Here is a 20,490-nt window from a genome sequence, read left to right on the forward strand (position 1 = left end):
GTCGCTGACGCGTCCCTTGTGGGCGGAACAACGGCCGGAATGTCTCGAGACAGGCCGCGTGATCGAATCGTTATAAGTGACTCGTCGTTGCTCTTCGCGGGCGTCGAGGGTGCAGTCGCTCGGTCAGTCAATGCTGAAAATGCTGTGGCTGGTTTGCTGGCACATTTGTTCGCCCAGTTTCGCTGTAACGAAACTTCGATTCGTACGATGACCGCCGAAGAATATCTGAGATTTCTTGTCGATCGACCGACGTTCGATCAATATTGCTAACTCTCAGCGTGTCACGAATGTTCAGATTGAACCTTGCAGATGTTTGTTTTGTGTCGATCGACCAATTTGGGACATTCGGCGAATTGGCCACATATTCGGCATTGTGCCGATTTAACGGATGCTCAACTGCATATTTGCTGTATGTCTGGATTGGACGGCTTTGAATCCAGGATCAGATACGGATGTTCCAGCCGGAGTTTGACGTCGAGTTAGGCAAACGAGTAACTCGAAGTTACAGCTAATTGTCGATTGCGGAAAAATTGCTGAAACATGTTCGCGATCTCGAACAATCTTTGTTATTTGGTTATGCCTTGAGGTGAATCTGCGTTTTACACGCCGACGAACGCGTGGTTAGTCTTCGGTCGATTGAGTCTCCCGTGGATGCGCGTGAAAATAGGAAGTGTAAGATGACTGAAGATTCAACTAATCCTGCAATTGCGATAGTCGGGATGAGCATGTGGTCTCCCGGTGCACACGATCTGCAAGGATTTTGGGAGAACGTCCTTGCGCGCCGGATGCAATTCCGAAAGTTTCCCGAGTCGCGGATGTCTCTCGACGACTATTGGAGCGCAAATCCCGACGACGTCGACAGAACGTATGCCGACCGGGGCGCGTTCATGGACGGATTCGAATTCGACTGGGTCGGGCGCCGGATCCCGGAGCGGACCTTCAAGTCGACAGATCTCACACACTGGTTGGCGCTGGAAACAGCACTCGGCGCTTTGACGGACGCGGGCTACAGCCGAGGATCGGTACCCACTGGCCGCAGCGCCGCAATCGTCGGCAACTCCCTTACCGGTGAAGAATCCCGGATGTGGTCGATGCGTTTGCGCTGGCCTTATGTCAAGCGCGCCCTCGCTGTGGCGGCCGAAGCGCGCCAGTTGGACAGTTCCGTCGTCGATGCCCTCGCCGAGACGATGGAAGAGGTCTACAAAGGCCCGCTGGTGGAGCCGAGTGAAGACACTCTGGCCGGTATGTTGTCGAATACGATTGCCGGTCGTATCTGCAACTACCTCGACTTCAACGGCGGCGGGTACGTCGTGGACGGTGCGTGCGCGTCCGGCATGCTCGCGGTGGCGACTGCGGCGGAAAAGCTGGCGTCCGGCGCGGCCGACTTCGTCTTGGCAGGTGGAGTCGACGTCAGCTTGGATCCTTTGGAACTCGTGGGATTCGCGCGTTTGGGTGCACTGACACGCGGTGACATGAACGTGTACGACGCAAGCCGAAGCGGATTCATCCCGGGTGAAGGCTGTGGATTCGTGGCCTTGAAACGGCTCGAGGACGCCAGGGCAGACGGTGACTACGTGTACGCGACGATTCGCGGCTGGGGCATCTCCACCGATGGCAAGGGTGGAATTACCAAGCCCCGCGCCGAAACTCAGGCCGAAATGATCCGTCGCGCATACTCGGGAGCAGGATTCGCTGCCAGCGAGGTTGCCTTTGTCGAAGGACACGGAACTGGCACTCCTGTCGGGGACCCCGTCGAACTTGCCGGCGTCCAGCAGGCCGCGCAGACGGACGGGCCCGTCGAGGCTCGCAGCATCGGTATGACCTCGCTGAAGTCGCTGATCGGGCACACGAAGGCGGCGTCGGGCATCCTTGCACTGATCAAGGCGACAATGGCTGTCAACCAACGAATCCTTCCGCCGATCGCCGGTTGCACCGACCCGAACCCGGCGTTCGGAACCGAAGCGCCAGCGCTCTTTCCGCTCGTCAACGGCGAGATCAGAGATCCGTCCGAGAAGATGCGCGCCGGTGCGCAGGCCATGGGATTCGGCGGTATCAACTGCCACGTCGCCATCGAATCGGCTGATGCACCGTCCAGCAAGCTGACACCTTCGCGCGACGTCCGCACCATGATGGCGTCGTACCAGGACACCGAGGTCTTCGTACTTTCCGCAGATTCCGCCATGGACTTGGCGACCCGAGCGCGGGATGTCGCAGATCTGGCAGTTCCGTTGAGTGTTGCCGAGCTGCTGGACTTTTCGGCGAAGCTCTCGCGGGTGATCTCGCCGACCGCGCCCTTCCGGGCCGCAGTGGTGGCAGGTCGACCCGCGCAGTTGGCCGAACGCATGCGCCAACTCGCCGTCATCTGCGAGAACTCTGCGCCCGCGGCCGGCCAGGTCAAGGTGGTCAGCAACGAGATATCGATCTCGAACAACGTTCGTCACGACATCGGGTTCCTGTTCCCGGGACAGGGATCACAACAGCTCGAGATGGCTCGCGTGCTGATCGAGCGTTTCGAGTGGGCACGTGAACTGGCGAACGAGGCCGACGGCTGGCTGGAGGATGCGGGAGCGGAAGCGATCACGCCGCGGATTCTGCGGAACCCGGTCAAGAGCGCTGACGCTGCGGAATTGGCGAAGTGGAAGAGGGACCTCGCCCAGACGCAGTTCACCCAGCCCGCCGTTGCCTTGGCGTCGCTACTGTGGTTCGAGTACCTCCACCGTTTGGGCGTCACACCCACTGCCGTTGCCGGGCACAGTCTCGGGGAGCTGACAGCCCTCTATGTGGCAGGGGCTTACGACAAGAAGACGCTGATCACCTTGGCTGCGGCGAAGGGCGCAGCGATGGCGGTCAGTGGTGGCGGAAACGGCGCAATGGCGAGCCTGACCTGCGACCGATCGACGGCTGAGGCGATCATCGCGGAAGCAAACGGATATGCGACCGTCGCGAATCTGAATACGCCGACGCAGACAGTGGTTTCGGGTACCAAGGACGCGGTCGACGATGTGGTTGCCATCGCGAAGACGCGCGGAGTGTCGGCCCAGGCGCTTGCCGTGTCGAATGCTTTCCACTCCGAGATGATGAACGAGGCCGAGCGGGAGCTGAAGTCCACTGCGCCCGTTGACGAGCAAGTCGGTCTACTGACCTGCCCCGTATATTCCTGCGTTGAAGGGGAACGCGTCCAGACGCCAGTGGCACTTCGCGAATTGGTCACCAAACAGGTTGTCTCACCGGTCGACTGGATCAAGACGGTACGTGGGATCTCGCAGGAGGTGGACCTGCTTGTCGAGGTCGGACCCGGCCGTGTGCTGACCGGGCTCACCAAGGCGATCAACGGGACCGACGGCGTGCGCTGCTTCCCCGTTGCGTCCAAGTCCGGACGTGACGAGGACTTCAACGTCGCACTGGCTGCGATGTACGTACACGGCGCTCAGGTCCGCTGGAACGAACTTTTCGACGGCCGCTTCGTGCGCGAATTCGTTCCCGCCGATCAGAAGGTGTTCATCGAGAACTTGGCCGAGGCGAAGCTGACGGTTAAATCTGCTCCCGAACCGCTCGCAGTTGGTACGTCCGGCGGGGATCCGGCTGCGGCGCTGGCCGATTACCTGAGCCGACGCGGGAACTTCCTCGTCGACGTCATTCGCGCGGATGTAGGCAGCGGAGTGAGTGCTCCATCTGCTCCGTCTGCTCCGACTTCGCGGGCAGTCACCAACGGCCACGAATCTGTAGCAGCGAAAGCTCCTTCGCCCGTTTCGGTTCCGGCAATCGAATCGCCGGCTGCCGCAGGCGCGGGGTCCGTGGAAAGTGAGCTGATCAGGATCCTCGCCGGCACCACAGGGTTCCCGGCCGAGTCGATCACGACGGATTTGCGTCTGCTCGATGATCTGAATCTCGACTCGATCAGTGCGGCAGAGGCTATTTCGAAGGTTGCGCACCAATTCGAGGTTGTCGACCTCGACCCTGCCGAGTTGGCCAACGCCACCATCGGAGAAGCTGCATCGCTGATCCTTGCGGCATCGCCGAATGCCGGCACTGCCGTTCCAGTAGCTGCCGTTCCAGTAGCGCATTCGGGGCAATCGGACGTGTCGCGAATCCTGCTCGAGGTAATCGCAGAGGACACCGGATTTCCGGTGGAGTCTCTCGATGTGGATCTCCACCTGCTCGACGACCTGAACATGGACTCGATCAAGGCTGCCGATGCAATAGCCACGGTGGCAACACGGTTGGGTGTTCAGGGTGACCTGGATCCGGCCGAACTCGTCAACGTCAGCCTGGGTGAACTGATCGAGGTGCTCGATCGGTCCGCGAAGGAGAAGTCGGGTCAGCAGCAGCCGGCTGCGCGGGCGCTACCGACGAAGTCACAGGGTATATCGGCCGACAGCTTCACCTGGGTTCGCGATTACACCCTGGAAAAGGTTCGGAGCGAGACATCGCTGCACGAAGTCCGCGACCTCACGGCCGCGACGTTTGTCGTCATCGGTGACGACGCCGGTTTGGTCGGAAGGTTGGAATCCGAACTTCGAGGCCGTGGCGCCCAGGTCGACACCCGGACATTCTCCGACGCCGACACTGCGAACGCACACCACGTGATTGCGGTAATGCCGCGCGTGACCGATGATTCCGTCACCGAAATCGGCTTGCGCCGCGGAATCGAACACATGCACAGAATAGTTCCGGCGCAGCAAAGTGGTGGCGCGCGAACCACATTGGCGGTGGTTCAGTTCACCGATGCCGAGCTGAGCAATCCAGCGCCGGTGCCGAGTGCGGCGGCTTTTGCAGCTTCGGTGCATCACGAGCGCCCTGAGTTGGATGTACGCGTCCTAGGATTCGACGGCTCGACAGCGGACGAGGAGGTGGCAACCACTGCCGTCTCCGAGTTGGATTCGGTTGCACCCTATGTGTTCGCGACTTACGACGCCGAGCTGGCGCGCACGGCACTGCAACCGCGGGTGCTCGCCTCGAACGACTACACCGTCCGGGAAAGCGGGCTGGGAAGTTCGGACGTTGTGGTCGTGACCGGAGGCGCGAAAGGCATCATGGCGCAATGCGCTCTGGCACTGGGCCGAAAGACCGGCGCCGAACTGGTACTGATCGGAAGCTCTCAGCGACAGGCAGGCGACGAAATCGCCTCCACTCTTGCGGACTTCACGTCTGCCGGTTTGAGTGCCCACTACTATCGCTGCAACGTCACGGATGCTGCGGCGGTGGCTGGCGTCGTCGCTCAGATCGAGGTCGAGGTGGGGCCGATCACCGGGTTTGTCCACGGTGCGGGGGCGAATGTTCCGCGGCGGTTCGAGAGAGTCGACAGCGCTGCGGCTTTCAAGGAGGTTGCACCGAAGGTCCTGGGCGCAGCCAACTTCGTCGAAGCGCTCGCTGATCGTGACTTGAAGCTGTTCGTGGGCTTCTCTTCCATCATCGGATACACCGGTATGCCCGGAAACAGCTGGTATGCATACGGAAACGAGCTTCTCGACGAAATGGTGGTGCGGTATGCCGCCGGGCACCCGAAGACTCGGACGTTCTCGCTCGCGTACAGCGTGTGGGGGGAGACAGGGATGGGCGCCCGCATGGGCAGCGTCAACCACCTCGCGAAGATGGGTGTCATGCCGATTTCGACGGCTGCGGGAGTAGATCACTTCCTTCGTCTGGTCGACAGTGGACCCGAGGCGAGTCGCATCGTCGTGACCAGTCGACTCGGGGGTCTCGACACCTGGGCTCCCGCAGCGCCGGCTCTGCCGGCGGTGTCGCGCTACATCGACCAAATCGTGACGTTCGAGCCGCACGTAGAACTCGCGACCCGAACTACGTTGTCCACCTCGGCGGATTCGTTTGTCCTCGACCATGTCTGGAAGGGATCGGCGTTGCTGCCGACGGTCTTCGGGCTCGAGGCGATGTCGCAGGCGGCAGCCTATGTCACGGGACGCGTGACCCTGGGCCGTGTCCGTATCGACGACATCAAGCTGGATCGACCGATCGTCGTCGACACGGTCGAGGGCACCAGAATCGAGATCAAGGCAAGCGTCGTCGAGCAGGATCGTGATGCCGCCGGAACGCGGGTGCATGTCACGATCGGCACCGAACGGACCGGGTACGGGCGGCCCCATTTCTCGGCTGACTTCATCTTCGGGCTGGACGAAACACTGCCTGAGTTCGAGAGGGAATTGCCGCGACCGGTGCTCGACATCGATCCGTTGGACGATCTCTACTCGTGGTTGCTGTTCCAGGAGGGCGATTTCCGCCGACTCGAAGAGATCTCGAGTCTCGACTCCGAGCACATTCTCTTCAGCGCTATTTCGCGCGCCGACCGTAGGCAGCACCTCCTCGGTGATCCCTACTTCCTGGATTCACTGCTGCAATCGGGGCAGGTCATGGTTCCGCGGGAGATCTGCCTTCCGGTCAACATCGCCCGAATCGACATGTACGACGGGCGATTCGAGGCTCGTTCGTTCACCGCGTACGCCTACGACAAGGTGCAGACCGAGACCCACATGCAAGCCGACGTGGCAGTGGTGAAGGACGGGCGGGTGGTGATCCAGCTCGAGGGGTACCGCTCCCAGATTCTCTCGCACGACGAAAGTAGGCCTTCAGCTGAGGAAATCGCGGACCCGACCGCGCGTGATGCGCAGATCATTCTCGACAAGCTCGCGCAACACAGCCGGGCGTTGGGAGTGAAGAGCCCGCGGGTTGTGGTCGCACATACCCCGGGGATTCACGAGCTGACCAAGTCGGAACGCCACGAGCAGGAGAAACCGATCGCCGAGGCGGCCGTGAACATTCATCTCGATGAGGATGCGGTGATCAAATGAGCAATGCCTTTGCCATCGAATGGCAGGAAACCGGAAAGCCCGTCGTTGTCGGTGACGTTCCACCATCGGTGGATGTCTCGCTCTCGCACGACGGCAGTAAGTCTCTCAGCTCCGCAGGTGACTGGCCGCAGGGATGCGACATCGAACCGATTCGCGCCCGAACCGTCGTGCAGTGGAAGGCACTTCTGGGTTCGGCGCGGATTCCGCTGCTGGACGAGTTGATCGCGGGCGGCGAATCACTCGATCGTGCGGGAACCAGGCTGTGGGCGGCGGCAGAGGCGATCCGAAAGGCCACGGGGCAGATGTCGGTTTCTCTGGCGATGGGTGCCAGGGAGGACGACGCTGTGACCTTCCGCGGCGGCGCAGAGGGAAGCGTGGTGGTTCTGACTTTTCCAGCTCTGTTGACGGATAACGAGGAGCGAATTCTCGCGTTCGTGACTCACGAGGAGGATGCGGAAGAACCGGCGCACGACCCGGCACCACAGTTCGACACCGGGCCGTTGTCGGCGAAGTCTCTCGCGCAGTTCGATCCGATGGCCTACGGCTCCGACGTGCATGTGGTGGCACGCAGCGGCTATCCGGCGGTGTCGATCCGGTTCCCCGTCGGGTTCCGGGACGCGTGCAACGTCGGTGGATCAGTGGGGTTCGCGAGCTTCGCCCTGTGGCTGGGTGCTTTGCGGGAGAGGGGGACCGGACCGATCTCGAAGCAGATCGTCGAAGACATGGCGACGGGTCGTTGGGGCATGGTGACCAACAACTCCGAGGTGTTCATCGATGCGAACCTGTACACCGACGACATTGTCGAGGGGACGATCTGGATCACCGAGCTCACCGGTCCGGATCGGGCAACCACCAATCTGCATGTCGAATGGTGCCGAGTCGACGGTGAGACGCGCACCCACATCGGGTGGAGCGCGATGCAGACGACATGGGTGGAAATTCTCTCCCACGGCGTGGTGGCGGCACGGCCGATGCCGCAGTACTTCCACGATTTCATCGAGCCGATGACGATTCCGACGGGGGCGAAGAGCGTTGCCGTCCCGGCCGAGCCGAAGGACGTCGATCGTGGTTCGGTGATTCGCTCGGCTCCGATGGTGCCGCGCAATCCGTACCTGCTCGAATCCGAGGTGTTCTCGACGACGTTGCAGGACGGAAACGTCGTGGGCAACGTCTACTTCGGCAACTATTACATCTGGCAGTCGAGGATTCGGGACAAGTTCCTGGTCCGTTCTCAGCGTGAGGCCTTGGCGGCCCGCGGCGCTCTGGGTGAACTGCGTTGTGTGCACACGCGGGTGGAGCATTTGCGTGAGGTCATGCCGTTCGACGATGTGCTCGTCACGATGTCTTTGGCAGCTCTCTACGAGAAGGGGATCGACCTCGAGTTCGAGTATTTCAAGGTCCATCCGGATGGATCGCGGGAGAAGCTCGCGATCGCTCGTCATCGAACTATCTGGACGATACCGAGCGCTCCTGGAGCCCTGGATATTGCTCCGCCGTCGAATCTTCCACAGTCGCTGATCGATTCGGTACTGGAGGCGATCGACGGAAAGTAGACGGGGGATTTCCGAGATCGAAGTAGAGAAACGGGTTGCGTTTTCCTTACGGGAGAACGCAACCCGTTTCGACGGGGAGGGGCAAGTATGGGTACCGGAGTTTCGAGGCGGTCAGTTCTAAAGGGGTCGGTAGTCGGCACAGCGGCTGTTGCATTGGGCGCAAAGGCGAGTGCTGCTCCGGCAGGGAGTGTGGATATCGAGTCGCCGTTGATCTTTCATTCACCGGAGTTCGATCCGTTCTGTGACGAGCTTCCCTCACTTCCCATGCTTTTCGGCAGTGAGATCACTCTGACGGCGCAGGTCGGGACACACGTATTTCATCGGGATTTTCCGTCGTCTCCCGCCTTGTCGTACAGCAGCGCAGAGTTCGGCGGCGGCTATTTGGGCCCCACCGTCGAGGCGCATTCGGACGAGCCGATCATGTTGACGTTCGAGAACAATCTCGCCGGGCATCCGCTGGCTGCGGACATGGACATGACATTGCACGGAATGCAGGCCGATTTTCGCGCGAATCCGCCGACGTCGTTGCACTTGCACGGAGGAGTCACTTCACCCGAGAGTGATGGCAATCCGGAGTTGCTGGTGAGGCCGGGACAGGCTGCGATGCATCACTTTTCGCACGGGCAGGAGGCTGCGCACCTCTGGTATCACGATCACGCGATGGGCATCACCCGGCTCAACGTCTACGCCGGTCTGATCGGCAACTATCTGATCAGGGACGAATTCGACACCGGCAAGCTGGGAAATCCGTTGGGGCTACCGGCCGAGGAATTCGAGATCCCGCTGATCTTGCAGGAGAAGATCTTCACGCCGGCAGGCGCCCAGAACGGCCGATCCACCATCTTGATACCGGAAGGATCGTGGGAAGGCGGCGCGGTGGGGGACGTCGGATTGGTCAACGGCAAGATCTGGCCGGAACTGGCTGTGGCTCGGGGCCTTTACCGTTTCAGGGTCGTCAATGCGTCATCGGCAAGCGTGTGGAATCTCCACTTCTCCAACATGATGACGTTCTGGGTCATCGGCAACGACGCCGGAATGCTCGACGCACCCGTCGGGGTCAGCGCCTTCCGCTGCGCGCCGGGGGAGCGCTACGACCTCCTCGTCGATTTCACCGGTCTGTCGGAGGGGTCGACGGTGGAGCTTCGCAACGACGAGGCGCCACCGCTACCCGCCGCTGTCATCGGTGAAGTGACAATGCCGCTGTTCTGCCGGTTCCGCGGCGACGCCCGGCGCGGATTCACCGGTGGTGTTCCGGCGCGACTGCGCGGTGGGCGGCTCCAACGTGACGTTCTCGCCCCGTTGGAGCAGCCGACGGTAACCCGCACAGTGACGGTGAGCCAGCAACTGGAACTGAGGAATCCGCCGGCTCAGATGACACTGAACAACCTGACGTTCAGCACCACCGACGTCGAGAGGCCGCGGCAGGGCACCGTCGAGCAGTGGAACATCGTCAACACCACGCCGGACCCGCATCCGATTCACCTGCACCTGGTGAACTTCCGAATCCTCGGCCGAACACCGATGCGGACGCTGGACTACCTCATCCGTCATCCGCAGCCGGTGATCGGCAACAAGTGGACTCCGTCGCCCGACGGGTTCGAGGCGGGACCCATGATTGCGCCGGCGCCGTGGGAAGCCGGGATGAAAGACACCGTCAGAGTGGACGGTGGCACGGTCACGCGGATCATCGTGCGATTCCCGACCGCGGACGAGCTGGGTTTCGATCCCGACGCGAAGTTCGATCGACTCCCCAGTGCTGTGATGACGGGCGGTGGGATGACGGGCGGCGATCAGGAGCAGGGAAGTGGGTACCACGGTGTGAGCCACGACGGCGTGAGTAACACTGGTCAACTCCAGGGATACGTATGGCACTGCCACCTACTCGACCACGAAGATCACGACATGATGCTGCCGTATCGAATCGTGCCGTGAGCGCCGCCGGAAGCGCACTCGAAATGAACCGGAGCGGGCAGGCGCACGCACGTCGGATCACCTCGGTCACCTAGCAGGATCGCTTCGGTCCTTCCCATGAATTTGGAACACGTTCTACAGTGAAAGGGCTGAGGTCTGTACCTCGGCCATGCGCCACCACCGAAGGCGGCGCGGACGATCTGCAGACCGGTTCGACGAATTACACGGAAGGAACACCTCACAGTGACCACAGAGGCATTCATTTATGAAGCCATCCGTACCCCGCGAGGCCGCGGCAAGAAGACCGGGTCGTTGCACTCGGTCAAGCCGATCTCGCTGGTCACGGGTCTGATCCAGGAACTGCGCGTGCGCTTTCCCGACCTCGACGAGGATCGGATCTCCGACCTCATCCTGGGCGTCGTCACCCCCGTTGGCGATCAGGGAATGGACATCGCCCGCGTTGCAGTCAACGATGCGGGACTGCCCGACACCGTCGGCGGCGTTCAGCTCAACCGTTTCTGCGCTTCTGGTCTCGAAGCCGTGAACATGGCTGCTCAAAAGGTCCGGTCCGGCTGGGACGAACTGGTGATCGCCGGTGGCGTCGAGTCGATGTCCCGCGTTCCGATGGGATCCGACGGTGGACCGTGGGCGCTCGACCCCGCCACCAACTACGACAACTACTTCGTCCCGCAGGGCGTCGGCGCAGACCTCATCGCCACCATCGAGGGCTTCTCGCGTGACGACGTCGACGCATACGCCGTGCGCTCGCAGGACCTCGCCGCCAAGGCGTGGACCGGCGGATACTTTGCCAAGTCGGTAGTGCCGGTCAAGGACATCAACGGCATCACCATCCTCGACAACGACGAGCACATGCGTCCCGGCACCACGGCCGAGAACCTCGCCGGCCTGGCTTCCGCATTCGGTGTGATCGGTGAAATCGGCGGATTCGACGCCGTGTCGCTGCAGAAGTACCACTGGGTCGAGAAGATCAACCACGTTCACCACGGCGGCAACAGCTCGGGAATCGTCGACGGCGCTGCACTCGTGCTCGTCGGCAGCGAGCAGGCCGGCAAGGACATGGGCCTGACGCCGCGCGCTCGCGTCGTCGCCACCGCCACCAGCGGAGCCGACTCCACCATCATGCTCACCGGCCCGACGCCGGCGTCGAAGAAGGTTCTGGCTGCTGCCGGCCTGACCGTCGACGACATCGACCTCTTCGAGATCAATGAGGCGTTCGCCTCCGTCGTCCTGAAGTTCCAGAAGGACCTGAACATCCCGGACGAGAAGCTCAACGTCAACGGCGGCGCCATCGCCATGGGCCACCCGCTCGGAGCAACCGGCGCGATGATCACCGGAACGATGGTCGACGAGCTCGAGCGTCGTGGCGGCAAGCGCGCCCTCATCACCCTGTGCATCGGCGGCGGTATGGGCGTTGCCACCATCATCGAGCGCGTCTGACGCGGCGTCCGTCCTTCCAACGAGGCTTACCAGGAGTCAATCAAAGTGACTGATCAGAACATCATCAACTGGGACCAGGACGCCGACGGCATCGTCGTGCTCACCATCAACGATCCCAACCAGGGCGCTAACACCATGAACGACGCGTACATCGCGTCGATGAAGGCCACCGTCGACCGTCTGGTCGCCGAGAAGGACTCCATCACCGGTGCCGTCATCACCTCCGGTAAGAAGACCTTCTTCGCGGGTGGTGACCTCAAGAACATGATCAAGGTCGGCCCCGAGCAGGCCGAGGAGATCTACAACCACAGCGTCGAGATCAAGGCAGACCTGCGTCGCCTCGAAACTCTCGGCAAGCCGGTAGTCGCCGCCATCAACGGCGCGGCACTCGGCGGCGGCCTCGAGATCGCTCTCGCGACCCACCACCGCATCGCGGCGGACGTCAAGGGCGTCAAGATCGGCCTGCCCGAGGTCACCCTCGGCCTGCTGCCCGGCGGCGGCGGCGTCGTTCGCACCGTGCGGATGCTCGGCCTGCAGAACGCGCTCATGGGCGTCCTGCTTCAGGGACAGCAGCGTGGACCCGTTCAGGCCAAGGAAGTCGGCCTCATCGACGAGGTCGTCGGCTCGGTCGAGGAACTGGTTCCGGCCGCGAAGGCATGGATCAAGGCCAACCCCGAAGGCGGCGTTCAGCCGTGGGATGTCAAGGGCTACAAGATCCCTGGCGGAACCCCGTCCACTCCGGCATTCGCTGCCAACCTTCCGGCGTTCCCCGCGAACCTGCGCAAGCAGCTCAAGGGTGCTCCGATGCCGGCTCCGCGCGCCATCATGGCCGCAGCCGTCGAAGGCTCGCAGGTCGACATCGACAACGCGCTGCTCATCGAGGCGCGCTACTTCACCTCCCTGGTGACCGGCCGCGTCGCGAAGAACATGATTCAGGCGTTCTTCTTCGATCTGCAGTCGATCAACGGCGGCGGTTCACGTCCGGCAGGCATCGAGAAGTCCACCATCAAGAAGGTCGGCGTCATCGGCGCAGGCATGATGGGCGCGGGCATCGCGTACGTCTCCGCCAAGGCAGGCTTCGACGTCGTCCTCAAGGACGTCACCATCGAGGCTGCGAACAAGGGCAAGGCGTACTCCGAAGGCATTGAGGCCAAGGCACTCTCGCGCGGCAAGACCACGCAGGAGAAGTCCGACGCACTCCTCGCCAAGATCACCCCGACGGCTGACCCGGCCGATTTCGCCGGCGTCGACTTCGTCATCGAAGCCGTCTTCGAGAGCCAGGAACTCAAGCACAAGGTGTTCCAGGAGATCGAGGACATCGTCGATCCCAAGGCCCTGCTGGGCTCGAACACCTCCACGCTGCCCATCACGGGTCTCGCCACCGGCGTGAAGCGTCAGGAAGACTTCATCGGCATCCACTTCTTCTCGCCTGTCGACAAGATGCCGCTGGTGGAGATCATCCGCGGTGAGAAGACCTCCGACGAGACTCTGGCCCGCGTGTTCGACTACGTCCAGGCAATCCGCAAGACGCCGATCGTGGTCAACGACTCGCGTGGCTTCTTCACCTCACGTGTCATCGGAACCTTCATCAACGAGGCCATCGGCATGCTCGCCGAGGGCGTCGAGCCCGCCACCATCGAGCAGGCAGGTATGCAGGCCGGTTACCCGGCTGCGCCGCTTCAGCTTTCGGACGAGCTCAACCTCACCCTCATGCAGAAGATCCGCAAGGAATCTGCCGAGGCAGCCAAGGCCGAAGGCAAGGAACTGCCGGCAGATCCGGCCGGCGAGGTCATCAACACCCTCGTCGAGAAGTTCGACCGTAAGGGCAAGCTCGGTGGAGCAGGCTTCTACGACTACGCAGAGGGCAAGCGCACCGGCCTGTGGTCCGGACTCCGCGAGAACTTCAACTCCGGAACCTCCGACGCCCCGATCCAGGACCTCATCGACCGCATGCTGTTCATCGAGGCGATCGAGACGCAGAAGTGCTTCGACGAGAACGTCCTGATCACCACGGCGGACGCCAACATCGGCTCCATCATGGGCATCGGATTCCCGGCCTGGACCGGTGGCGTTCACCAGTTCATCGTCGGCTACGAGGGCGGCACTGCCGGCTTCGTCGCTCGCGCAAAGGAACTCGCTGCGCAGTACGGCCCGCGGTTCACCCCGCCGGCGTCGCTAGGGGCATAGCCCCCGTGCGCGGTTAGGGAGTCTCAGCACTTCCTAACCGCGCACAGCTTTATCCACAGGTTGGTTTTTTCGGCGAAATCCTTCTGTATGTATTTGCAGGCTCGTCGTATGCCTTCACATACAGAAATCGATGCATTGCAGGTTATCGTCGATGCTCAGCACGGACTGGTCAGTCACGCCCAACTTCACGCCATCGGATTTCCGCGCTCTCGCGTGAAACAACGAGTTGAGGTCGGACGCTGGCAAACTGTTCTTCGCGGCGTCTACTCCGTCACCACGGGCCCATTGACCAGGTATGCCGCACTCGAAGCGGCGCTCCTGTACGGCGGCGGGTCGTCGATGCTCAGCCATCACACCGCCGCTGAGGAATGGTCGATGCGTCGGCCGGACAGCACTGCACCAGTACACATAACCGTTCCGTACGGGAAGTCCGCGATCTCTCAGGCTGCCACTTTCGTTCGTGGCCTCGGCGCCGACCGACATCCGTCACCAATGATCGGCTCTGTCCTCCATCCCGGCGTTGTGGTCCACCGTTCGAGGGCTCATCGTCACATCGGTGTCGACGCGCAGATGCCGCGCACCGGCAAGGCTGATACAGCTCTCGATCTGGCCGTCGCAGAACCGACTGCGCGCGAGGCCTATGTCAGCCTCATCACCACAGTCACCAACGGACGCATCCGTTTGACGGACATCCGCCGACGCATGGAGGAGCGCTCACCCCGTCGATATCGGAAGGCCCTCGACAGTGCGGTGAAGCTCTTGGCAGATGGGGTGCAGTCATCGCTCGAATACCATTACGCGGTCGACGTGGAGCGGGCGCACGGGTTGCCGTCGGCCAGACGCCAGTCACCGATCCGCGTCGACGGCCGCACGTTGTACGAGGATTGCGACTACAGCGAAGTCAGTGTGCCGCTGATCGTGCGTCTCGACGGTCGGTGGGCGCATTCCATGGCAGAAGTGGCATTTCGTGATCGCCGCCGTGACAATGCGGCAGAGCTGGCAGGTCGTCCGCGGTTGGTCTACGGATTCGAGGAGGTGGTGAAGACCCCGTGCCAGGTTGCGCACGAGGTGGAGACGGTATTGCGGCGGGGAGGTTGGGTGAGGACGGGGGATAGCCCCTGCGGGGCCTGTGAGTGGTTAAGGAGTGCGGAGACTCCTTAACCACTCACGGGGGCTTTGCCCCTAGGCCTTCCACCACGGGCGAAGCGGCACATGCGCCTCACCCTTGGGGCCGAGCTTGACGGCCAGAACCTGGTGCAGCTGAACGACATTGCGCTCGAACCCGAGCCGTGAACCCGCCATGTACAGGCCCCAGACGCGTGCGGTTCCTTCGCCGACCTCGGCGACGCAGGCGTCCCAGTTGTCGACGAGGTTCTGGCACCATCCGGCGAGCGTCAGTGCGTAGTGTTCGCGAAGGTTCTCCTCGTGCCGCACCTCGAGACCGACGTTCTGGATCTCGGAGATGATGCGACCCGATCCGGTGAGCTCCCCGTCGGGGAAGACGTACCGGTCGATGAATCCGCCTGCCTTGGCGCCGCTTCGGTTGTCCGGACGGGTGATGCAGTGGTTGAGCAGACGCCCACCCTCGCGCAACTTGCCCTTGAGGAACTCGAAGTAAGCCGGGTAGTTTCCGACGCCGATGTGCTCCGTCAGGCCGATCGAGGACACTGCGTCGAACCCGGTCTCCGCGACGTCGCGGTAGTCGGAGAAGCGGACCTGCGCAAGATCGGCAAGCCCCTCGTCTTCGATGGCCTTCTGTGCCCAATCTGCCTGTTCGCGTGAGAGAGTCACGCCGATCACCTTGACGCCGCGTCGTGCTGCGTAGCGAACCATCGAGCCCCAGCCGCAGCCGATGTCGAGAAGTCGATCACCCTTCTGAAGTCCGAGCTTCTCGAACACCAGGCGGTACTTGTTCTCCTGGGCTTCTTCGAGGGTCTGCTCCGCATTGTCGTAGGCGGCGCAGGTGTACGTCATGGATGGACCGAGGACGTACTCGTAGAAGGTGTTGGAGACGTCGTAGTGATGGTGGATGACCTCGGCGTCACGAGTTTTGGAGTGACGCAGTCCTTCTGCGACGCGACGCCAGCGAGGGAGATGTTCCTGGGGCGGCGGGGCGATGGGCCGCAACAGATCCCAGCCCAGCGAGCGCGTGATGCTGGCGAGAGTCAGTGCTGACGGGCGCTTGAGGTGGAGTTCGTCGCCCATGATGCGCAGAATCTCGTACGGATCACCGGGGTGGACACCCTCGGCTTCGAGATCGCCGGAGACGTACGCGCGGGCCATGCCGAGGTCGCCGGGAGCTGTTGCGAGATAAGTGGTTCCGCGAGTCGACTTGAGGTGCAGTCCGTAGTCGGCATCTTCGGGGCCGGCGGTGCTGCCGTCGTACGCGGTGAATCGAAGCGGCAGCATGCCGTCGGAAAGCGTCTCGAGAATCTCTGCGATGGAGAGCTTGTCCTGGCTTTTGGAGTCTTTGAACGTGGTCATTTACGTTGCACCGCCTTAGAGAATAGATCCAATAAACGGGATTTCGGGTCGTAGCGTTCCTTGAGTCCGATGTACCGGTCGCCGCCGTAGTACAGCTCCTCGAAGTCTTCCTTCGAGTAGTAGGAGTCGGAGTAGAGCGATTTGTGTCCGTCGAAATCGCTGACCTTTTCTTCGATCAGTCGATTTGCTGCCCCCTCGCGCTCGCCGGGAACTATCGGCACCGAAGACCAGAAGCCGATGTTGACGTAGGTGCGCTTGGGTTCGAGGGGGTAGAGGGGCCACGGCCGCGATGTGGCCAATTGATCCAGCCGAGAAGCTGAGGCAGCGGCCGGGCTTGGCTCACGAAGACGCAACGGGCACAACCACAGTGGTTCGATCGGAATTTCCTCGAGGAACCACGAGACGAAGTCCGCGGTTCGTTCGATGGGTACCTCGACGTCCTGGACGACGCGTTCGCGCGGGGGCTTGCCCTTGCGCTTTTCGAGGCGATCTCCGATGTCGTACTTGTGGTCGAGGGCAATCAGCTTCCAGTAGAAGCTGCTGCGTAGGTACTGCTTGGGCCAGAAGCGCCGGATCTTCGGGTTCTGTGCACCGAAAGCCCGTGAGCACCAGAACCAGTCGGTGTCCCAGCGCCACAAGTAGTCCCGAATGGTCAAGCGGTCCGTCTTGGGCTGTGTGAGTGACGGATGCTGGATCGACCGGTAGAAGATGTCCTGGTCGGTGTAGTCGCTGACCGGGCCTTCCTCGTCGGTTTGCACGCCGAGTGTGAGGTAGCTCTCGGAATCGGTGAAGACCACCCCGTCGAGGTAGTCGACGGCGATCCCGTCGTACTCGCGCTCGGTGACGATGCGATCCATCGTTTCTTCGAGCTTCTTCAGTGAATCGAAGCGCACATGACGCAACGCGACGTACTTCTCGACCGGTTCGAGTGCGATCTTCAATCGCGTCGAATAGCCAAGGGTGCCGTAGGAATTGGGGAAACCGTAGAACAGCTCGGCGTGTTCACCGTCCGGCGTTGCGGTGATGATCTCGCCGCTTCCGGTCAGTACGTCGATTTCGAGTACCGACTCGTGCGGTAAGCCGTTGCGGAAAGAGGTGGACTCGATGCCCAGGCCGGTCACCGCACCGCCCAGGGTGATGGTCTTGAGCTGAGGCACGACCAATGGCGCCAACCCGTAGGGCAGCGTCGCGTCGACGAGGTCTTCGTAGGTGCACATGCCGGCGACGTCGGCGGTGCGCGCCTGCGCATCGACGGCGATGACACCGGCCAGACCGCTGACGTCGAGGCCGGGGGCCGACGTCTTGGCGCGAGCGCGGAACAGATTGGATGTCTTCTTTGCCAGGCGTACAGAAGCATCGGCGGGAATGGCGCGGTATGACGCGAGTAGGCGTTCGACGCCTTCTCTGTGCTGCTCGAACCCCATTTCACGCGCAGCATCGGAACCCGGGCCTTGCTTTGTCCGGATTCGATCGAACTTCTGAACTACCCCATTGAACGAGAGAGTCACACCCTGACGCTATCGGTAGTTGCGCGTGCAAGCTATCTGGAGGGGTCTTAATGCCCGAATTTGATCGAGTTGTTGCAAACGAACTCGATAAATGCGCCAACAGGTGAACCAGCTCACAGGACAGGGCAGATTGTCGAGATACCGGGGCGGGACAGGCAATATGGAAAGGAATGTCTGCGCAGTTCGAGGTGCGGATTCGAGAGTCATTCGCGGTATCGAGCCGCGTTGGTCGAACAAGGAGACGTAGGGCATATGGGTCAGGTCAATGCAATGAGTTCGATAGTCGTCACAGCAGCACCCGACAAGGTGCTCGCGGCGCTCTCGGACTACGAGACGGTTCGCCCGCGAATCCTGTCCGAGCAGTACCTCGACTACAAGGTCGTCGAAGGCGGCCAGGGCGACGGAACCGTCGCGCAGTGGACGCTCAAGGCGACGGAAAAGCGTTCGCGCAACGTCAAGGCCACAGTGACGGTCGACGGCAACGTCATCACCGAGAAGGACGCCAACTCCAGTCTCGTCACCACCTGGACCGTTGCCCCCAACGGCACCGGAACGACGGTTACGACGCTCACCCAGTGGCAGGGTGCCACCGGAATCGGCGGCTTCTTCGAGCGCACCTTCGCTCCGAAGGGTCTGCAGCGCATCCAGGCCCAGGTCCTGGACAACCTCAAGCGCGAACTGGTCTGACTGATTCTGCATCTCGAGAGATGGCGTCGTACCTTCACCGGTGCGGCGCCATCTTTCATGCGCCGGTAATGATTCGCCCCAACTCGGCGAGTGCGGGGTTTCCGCTTTCCCAGTAATCGCTGTGAACTCCGAACCCCGGCTCCCCGGGTGATCCGTCGAATACCTGCGCGCCGAATTCCGGATCCGACGGATCGAATCCGTGGACTCCGAGGATCTTGGGGATTAATTGGACCGGATCCCAGAAGGCCGTCGTCGAATGAACACGACGCGACATCTCGGAGGAGTCGACGCCGTCCAGGCTCAGTTCGTTCACACGCTCGGCATCGACTCCCGGGCTTGCGACAAATACCAGCTCGTCGACGTCGAGAGAAACGCCACGGGTAGTCGCGGCACCGATGACGGTGCTGCCGTAGGAGTGCCCGATCACTACGTTGTGCGACGGCGGACCGTCATGTGAGGTGCGTAACCCGTCCTGGAAGGTGTCCAGCCCGGGCGCCGCGGCGTCTGCGTAGCGATCCGAACCGGCGTCGGGAATGCCTGGGGGAGCGTCGTACCCGGACCACAGGATCACCGACGTGGCTTCCGTTGGTGCCGCGCTGACGGCTGCGTCGTACATGGCTCTGGTTCGTTGTAGATCTCCGCCGACGCCCGAGAGCCCGGAACCGGTTCCGGGAATCAACGTTGCGACGTTGTCGGCGGCATCGGGATTACCGACTGCCACTACGGCGTGCCCATCCGTGACCGAGAGAAGGAACGTGTCCGGTCGAAGTTCGCCGCGCACGGCCGAGTATCCGGCCGCTACCGTTCGATCCGGCAACTGCTCGAGTGCAGAGAGGTACCGCCGGTTGTAGTAGTCCCGGTCGAGAGCGGGAAGGCCGTCGCGACTTCCGATGGACGGATCCCACCTCGCCAACGCGTCTTTCTCGTTGGGCGTGAGCGATTCCCAGAGTCGGTGTAGCTCCGCGGGTGTTCCGGGGAGTGCCGACCTCCCGTCGAGAATGTCGACGACAGTGCGGCTGAGGCGATCAGGCTGATTACCCAGGAGCGATCCGATCTCCCGGAATGCCTGACGTAGAGCAGTCGCGGCCCGGTTGTCTTCATAGTCCAGCGCCGACAAAGAGTCGAAGATTCGCTGCTGAAAACTCTGTGCAGCCGTAGCGTTTTCGGAAGCCTGCATGACGTCGGCCAGATTCCACGGCTGCGTCGACGCAGGCGCCGATACAGCTCCGCTGTCTGACACCGTCAAGCCGTGTTCGAGAGTCGCCTCCTCGACCAGGTCCAGAACTGTTCTTCGCGCGGTGCCGATCGTATTGGCCGCTCCGGCATACAGATCCGCGACCACGCGCACCGCAATCGAGAGCCGAGAGGAGACAAGCGAGATGCCCGACCACTGCACTGCCGCCGCGCTCGACGCTTCGCCTCGCCAGAACTCGCGGACGGCGTCGATGCTGCGACCGGCGTCGCCACTGAGAAATTCGACTTTCCGATCGTTTTCGACGAGTTCCGCAGCGCAGGTGCGTAGTTGCTCCGGTGACCACGCGCGAAGCTGAGAGATGGTGGGCCGCATCAGTAGTCTCTGCGCAGTTCGGACACCACGTCGGCCTCGGTAGTGTCGTACAGACGTGCTGCGGCAGTGGTTCCGGACGCCACGAGCCCCAATTGCGTAGCCAGGTGCCGGTAGGCGTCGGCGATCACGCCGGCATGCTCCGTCGATACAGCCATGACAGCGGACGAATCCAGGCTCGTCGCGGCTTCGGAAATCGGGCCAGCGGAGTCGATCCCTGAAATCTGATCCGCAATTCGAGACAGATCAGCCGAAAGTTGCTGCAACGCAGCGATGTCTACCTGAAGTATCGGCCCCATAGCTGAACCGTAGCCAGGCGAACTGGCTGTCTGGGC

The 20,490-nt window shown here is 62.0% G+C and carries 11 protein-coding genes; 7 read left to right on the forward strand and 4 right to left on the reverse strand.

What is annotated here, in order from left to right:
* Positions 1-677: 677 nt before the first annotated feature.
* From ACFQ6H_RS01695 to ACFQ6H_RS01720, 6 genes are all read left to right on the forward strand, one after another.
* Entirely contained in the window at positions 678-6,803 is a 6,126-nt protein-coding gene (locus ACFQ6H_RS01695) for an SDR family NAD(P)-dependent oxidoreductase (RefSeq protein ID WP_378643146.1), read from the forward strand.
* Positions 6,800-8,356 carry a hypothetical protein gene (locus tag ACFQ6H_RS01700; RefSeq protein ID WP_378643149.1) on the forward strand — a complete coding sequence of 519 codons (1,557 nt, stop codon included), beginning with the start codon at positions 6,800-6,802 and terminating at the stop codon, positions 8,354-8,356. Before ACFQ6H_RS01695 ends, ACFQ6H_RS01700 begins: the two co-directional genes overlap by 4 nt.
* 87 nt (positions 8,357-8,443) lie before the next feature.
* A complete protein-coding gene (locus ACFQ6H_RS01705; protein ID WP_378643154.1) occupies positions 8,444-10,288 on the forward strand; it encodes a multicopper oxidase domain-containing protein in 1,845 nt (614 codons plus the stop codon).
* A gap of 222 nt (positions 10,289-10,510) precedes the next feature.
* Positions 10,511-11,725, forward strand: coding sequence for an acetyl-CoA C-acetyltransferase (locus ACFQ6H_RS01710; RefSeq protein WP_003943886.1), 1,215 nt, complete (start codon positions 10,511-10,513; stop codon positions 11,723-11,725).
* A 45-nt stretch (positions 11,726-11,770) separates the two neighbouring features.
* Entirely contained in the window at positions 11,771-13,912 is a 2,142-nt protein-coding gene (locus tag ACFQ6H_RS01715; RefSeq protein WP_317826579.1) for a 3-hydroxyacyl-CoA dehydrogenase NAD-binding domain-containing protein, read from the forward strand.
* 108 nt (positions 13,913-14,020) lie between these two features.
* The gene (locus ACFQ6H_RS01720) at positions 14,021-15,073 is read left to right on the forward strand and encodes a hypothetical protein (RefSeq protein ID WP_378643159.1); all 1,053 of its coding nucleotides are present in this window, start codon (positions 14,021-14,023) and stop codon (positions 15,071-15,073) included.
* 21 nt (positions 15,074-15,094) lie between these two features.
* Here the strand turns inward: ACFQ6H_RS01720 and ACFQ6H_RS01725 are convergent, their stop codons facing one another.
* Both ACFQ6H_RS01725 and ACFQ6H_RS01730 read right to left on the reverse strand, forming a co-directional pair.
* On the reverse strand, positions 15,095-16,396 hold the full coding sequence (locus tag ACFQ6H_RS01725; RefSeq protein WP_230816598.1) for a class I SAM-dependent methyltransferase: 1,302 nt from the start codon (positions 16,394-16,396) through the stop codon (positions 15,095-15,097).
* Positions 16,393-17,820 carry an FAD-binding protein gene (locus tag ACFQ6H_RS01730; protein ID WP_378643407.1) on the reverse strand — a complete coding sequence of 476 codons (1,428 nt, stop codon included), beginning with the start codon at positions 17,818-17,820 and terminating at the stop codon, positions 16,393-16,395. Before ACFQ6H_RS01730 ends, ACFQ6H_RS01725 begins: the two co-directional genes overlap by 4 nt.
* Positions 17,821-18,156: 336 nt before the next feature.
* Between ACFQ6H_RS01730 and ACFQ6H_RS01735 the strand changes: the two genes are divergently transcribed.
* Complete coding sequence (locus ACFQ6H_RS01735) at positions 18,157-18,591, forward strand: SRPBCC family protein (RefSeq protein ID WP_378445664.1); 435 nt, start codon at positions 18,157-18,159, stop codon at positions 18,589-18,591.
* A 55-nt stretch (positions 18,592-18,646) separates the two neighbouring features.
* On the opposite strand, the gene ACFQ6H_RS01740 is transcribed toward ACFQ6H_RS01735, so the two are convergent.
* Both ACFQ6H_RS01740 and ACFQ6H_RS01745 read right to left on the reverse strand, forming a co-directional pair.
* Positions 18,647-20,158 (reverse strand): alpha/beta hydrolase, encoded by a 1,512-nt coding sequence (locus tag ACFQ6H_RS01740; protein WP_378643164.1) that lies wholly within the window; start codon positions 20,156-20,158, stop codon positions 18,647-18,649.
* Positions 20,158-20,454 (reverse strand): hypothetical protein, encoded by a 297-nt coding sequence (locus tag ACFQ6H_RS01745; RefSeq protein WP_378643169.1) that lies wholly within the window; start codon positions 20,452-20,454, stop codon positions 20,158-20,160. Before ACFQ6H_RS01745 ends, ACFQ6H_RS01740 begins: the two co-directional genes overlap by 1 nt.
* Positions 20,455-20,490: the final 36 nt, after the last annotated feature.

The sequence above is a fragment of the Rhodococcus sp. NPDC056506 genome, from assembly GCF_042794945.1.
In the GTDB taxonomy this organism is placed as follows: domain Bacteria; phylum Actinomycetota; class Actinomycetes; order Mycobacteriales; family Mycobacteriaceae; genus Rhodococcus_F.

Coding starts and splice junctions, on each gene's coding strand:
- ACFQ6H_RS01705 (WP_378643154.1), top strand. CDS start 8,444: ATGGGTACCGGAGTTTCGAGGCGGTCAGTTCTAAAGGGGTCGGTAGTC.
- ACFQ6H_RS01725 (WP_230816598.1), bottom strand. CDS start 16,396: ATGACCACGTTCAAAGACTCCAAAAGCCAGGACAAGCTCTCCATCGCA.
- ACFQ6H_RS01740 (WP_378643164.1), bottom strand. CDS start 20,158: ATGCGGCCCACCATCTCTCAGCTTCGCGCGTGGTCACCGGAGCAACTA.
- ACFQ6H_RS01700 (WP_378643149.1), top strand. CDS start 6,800: ATGAGCAATGCCTTTGCCATCGAATGGCAGGAAACCGGAAAGCCCGTC.
- ACFQ6H_RS01730 (WP_378643407.1), bottom strand. CDS start 17,820: ATGGGGTTCGAGCAGCACAGAGAAGGCGTCGAACGCCTACTCGCGTCA.
- ACFQ6H_RS01720 (WP_378643159.1), top strand. CDS start 14,021: ATGCCTTCACATACAGAAATCGATGCATTGCAGGTTATCGTCGATGCT.
- ACFQ6H_RS01695 (WP_378643146.1), top strand. CDS start 678: ATGACTGAAGATTCAACTAATCCTGCAATTGCGATAGTCGGGATGAGC.
- ACFQ6H_RS01745 (WP_378643169.1), bottom strand. CDS start 20,454: ATGGGGCCGATACTTCAGGTAGACATCGCTGCGTTGCAGCAACTTTCG.
- ACFQ6H_RS01735 (WP_378445664.1), top strand. CDS start 18,157: ATGGGTCAGGTCAATGCAATGAGTTCGATAGTCGTCACAGCAGCACCC.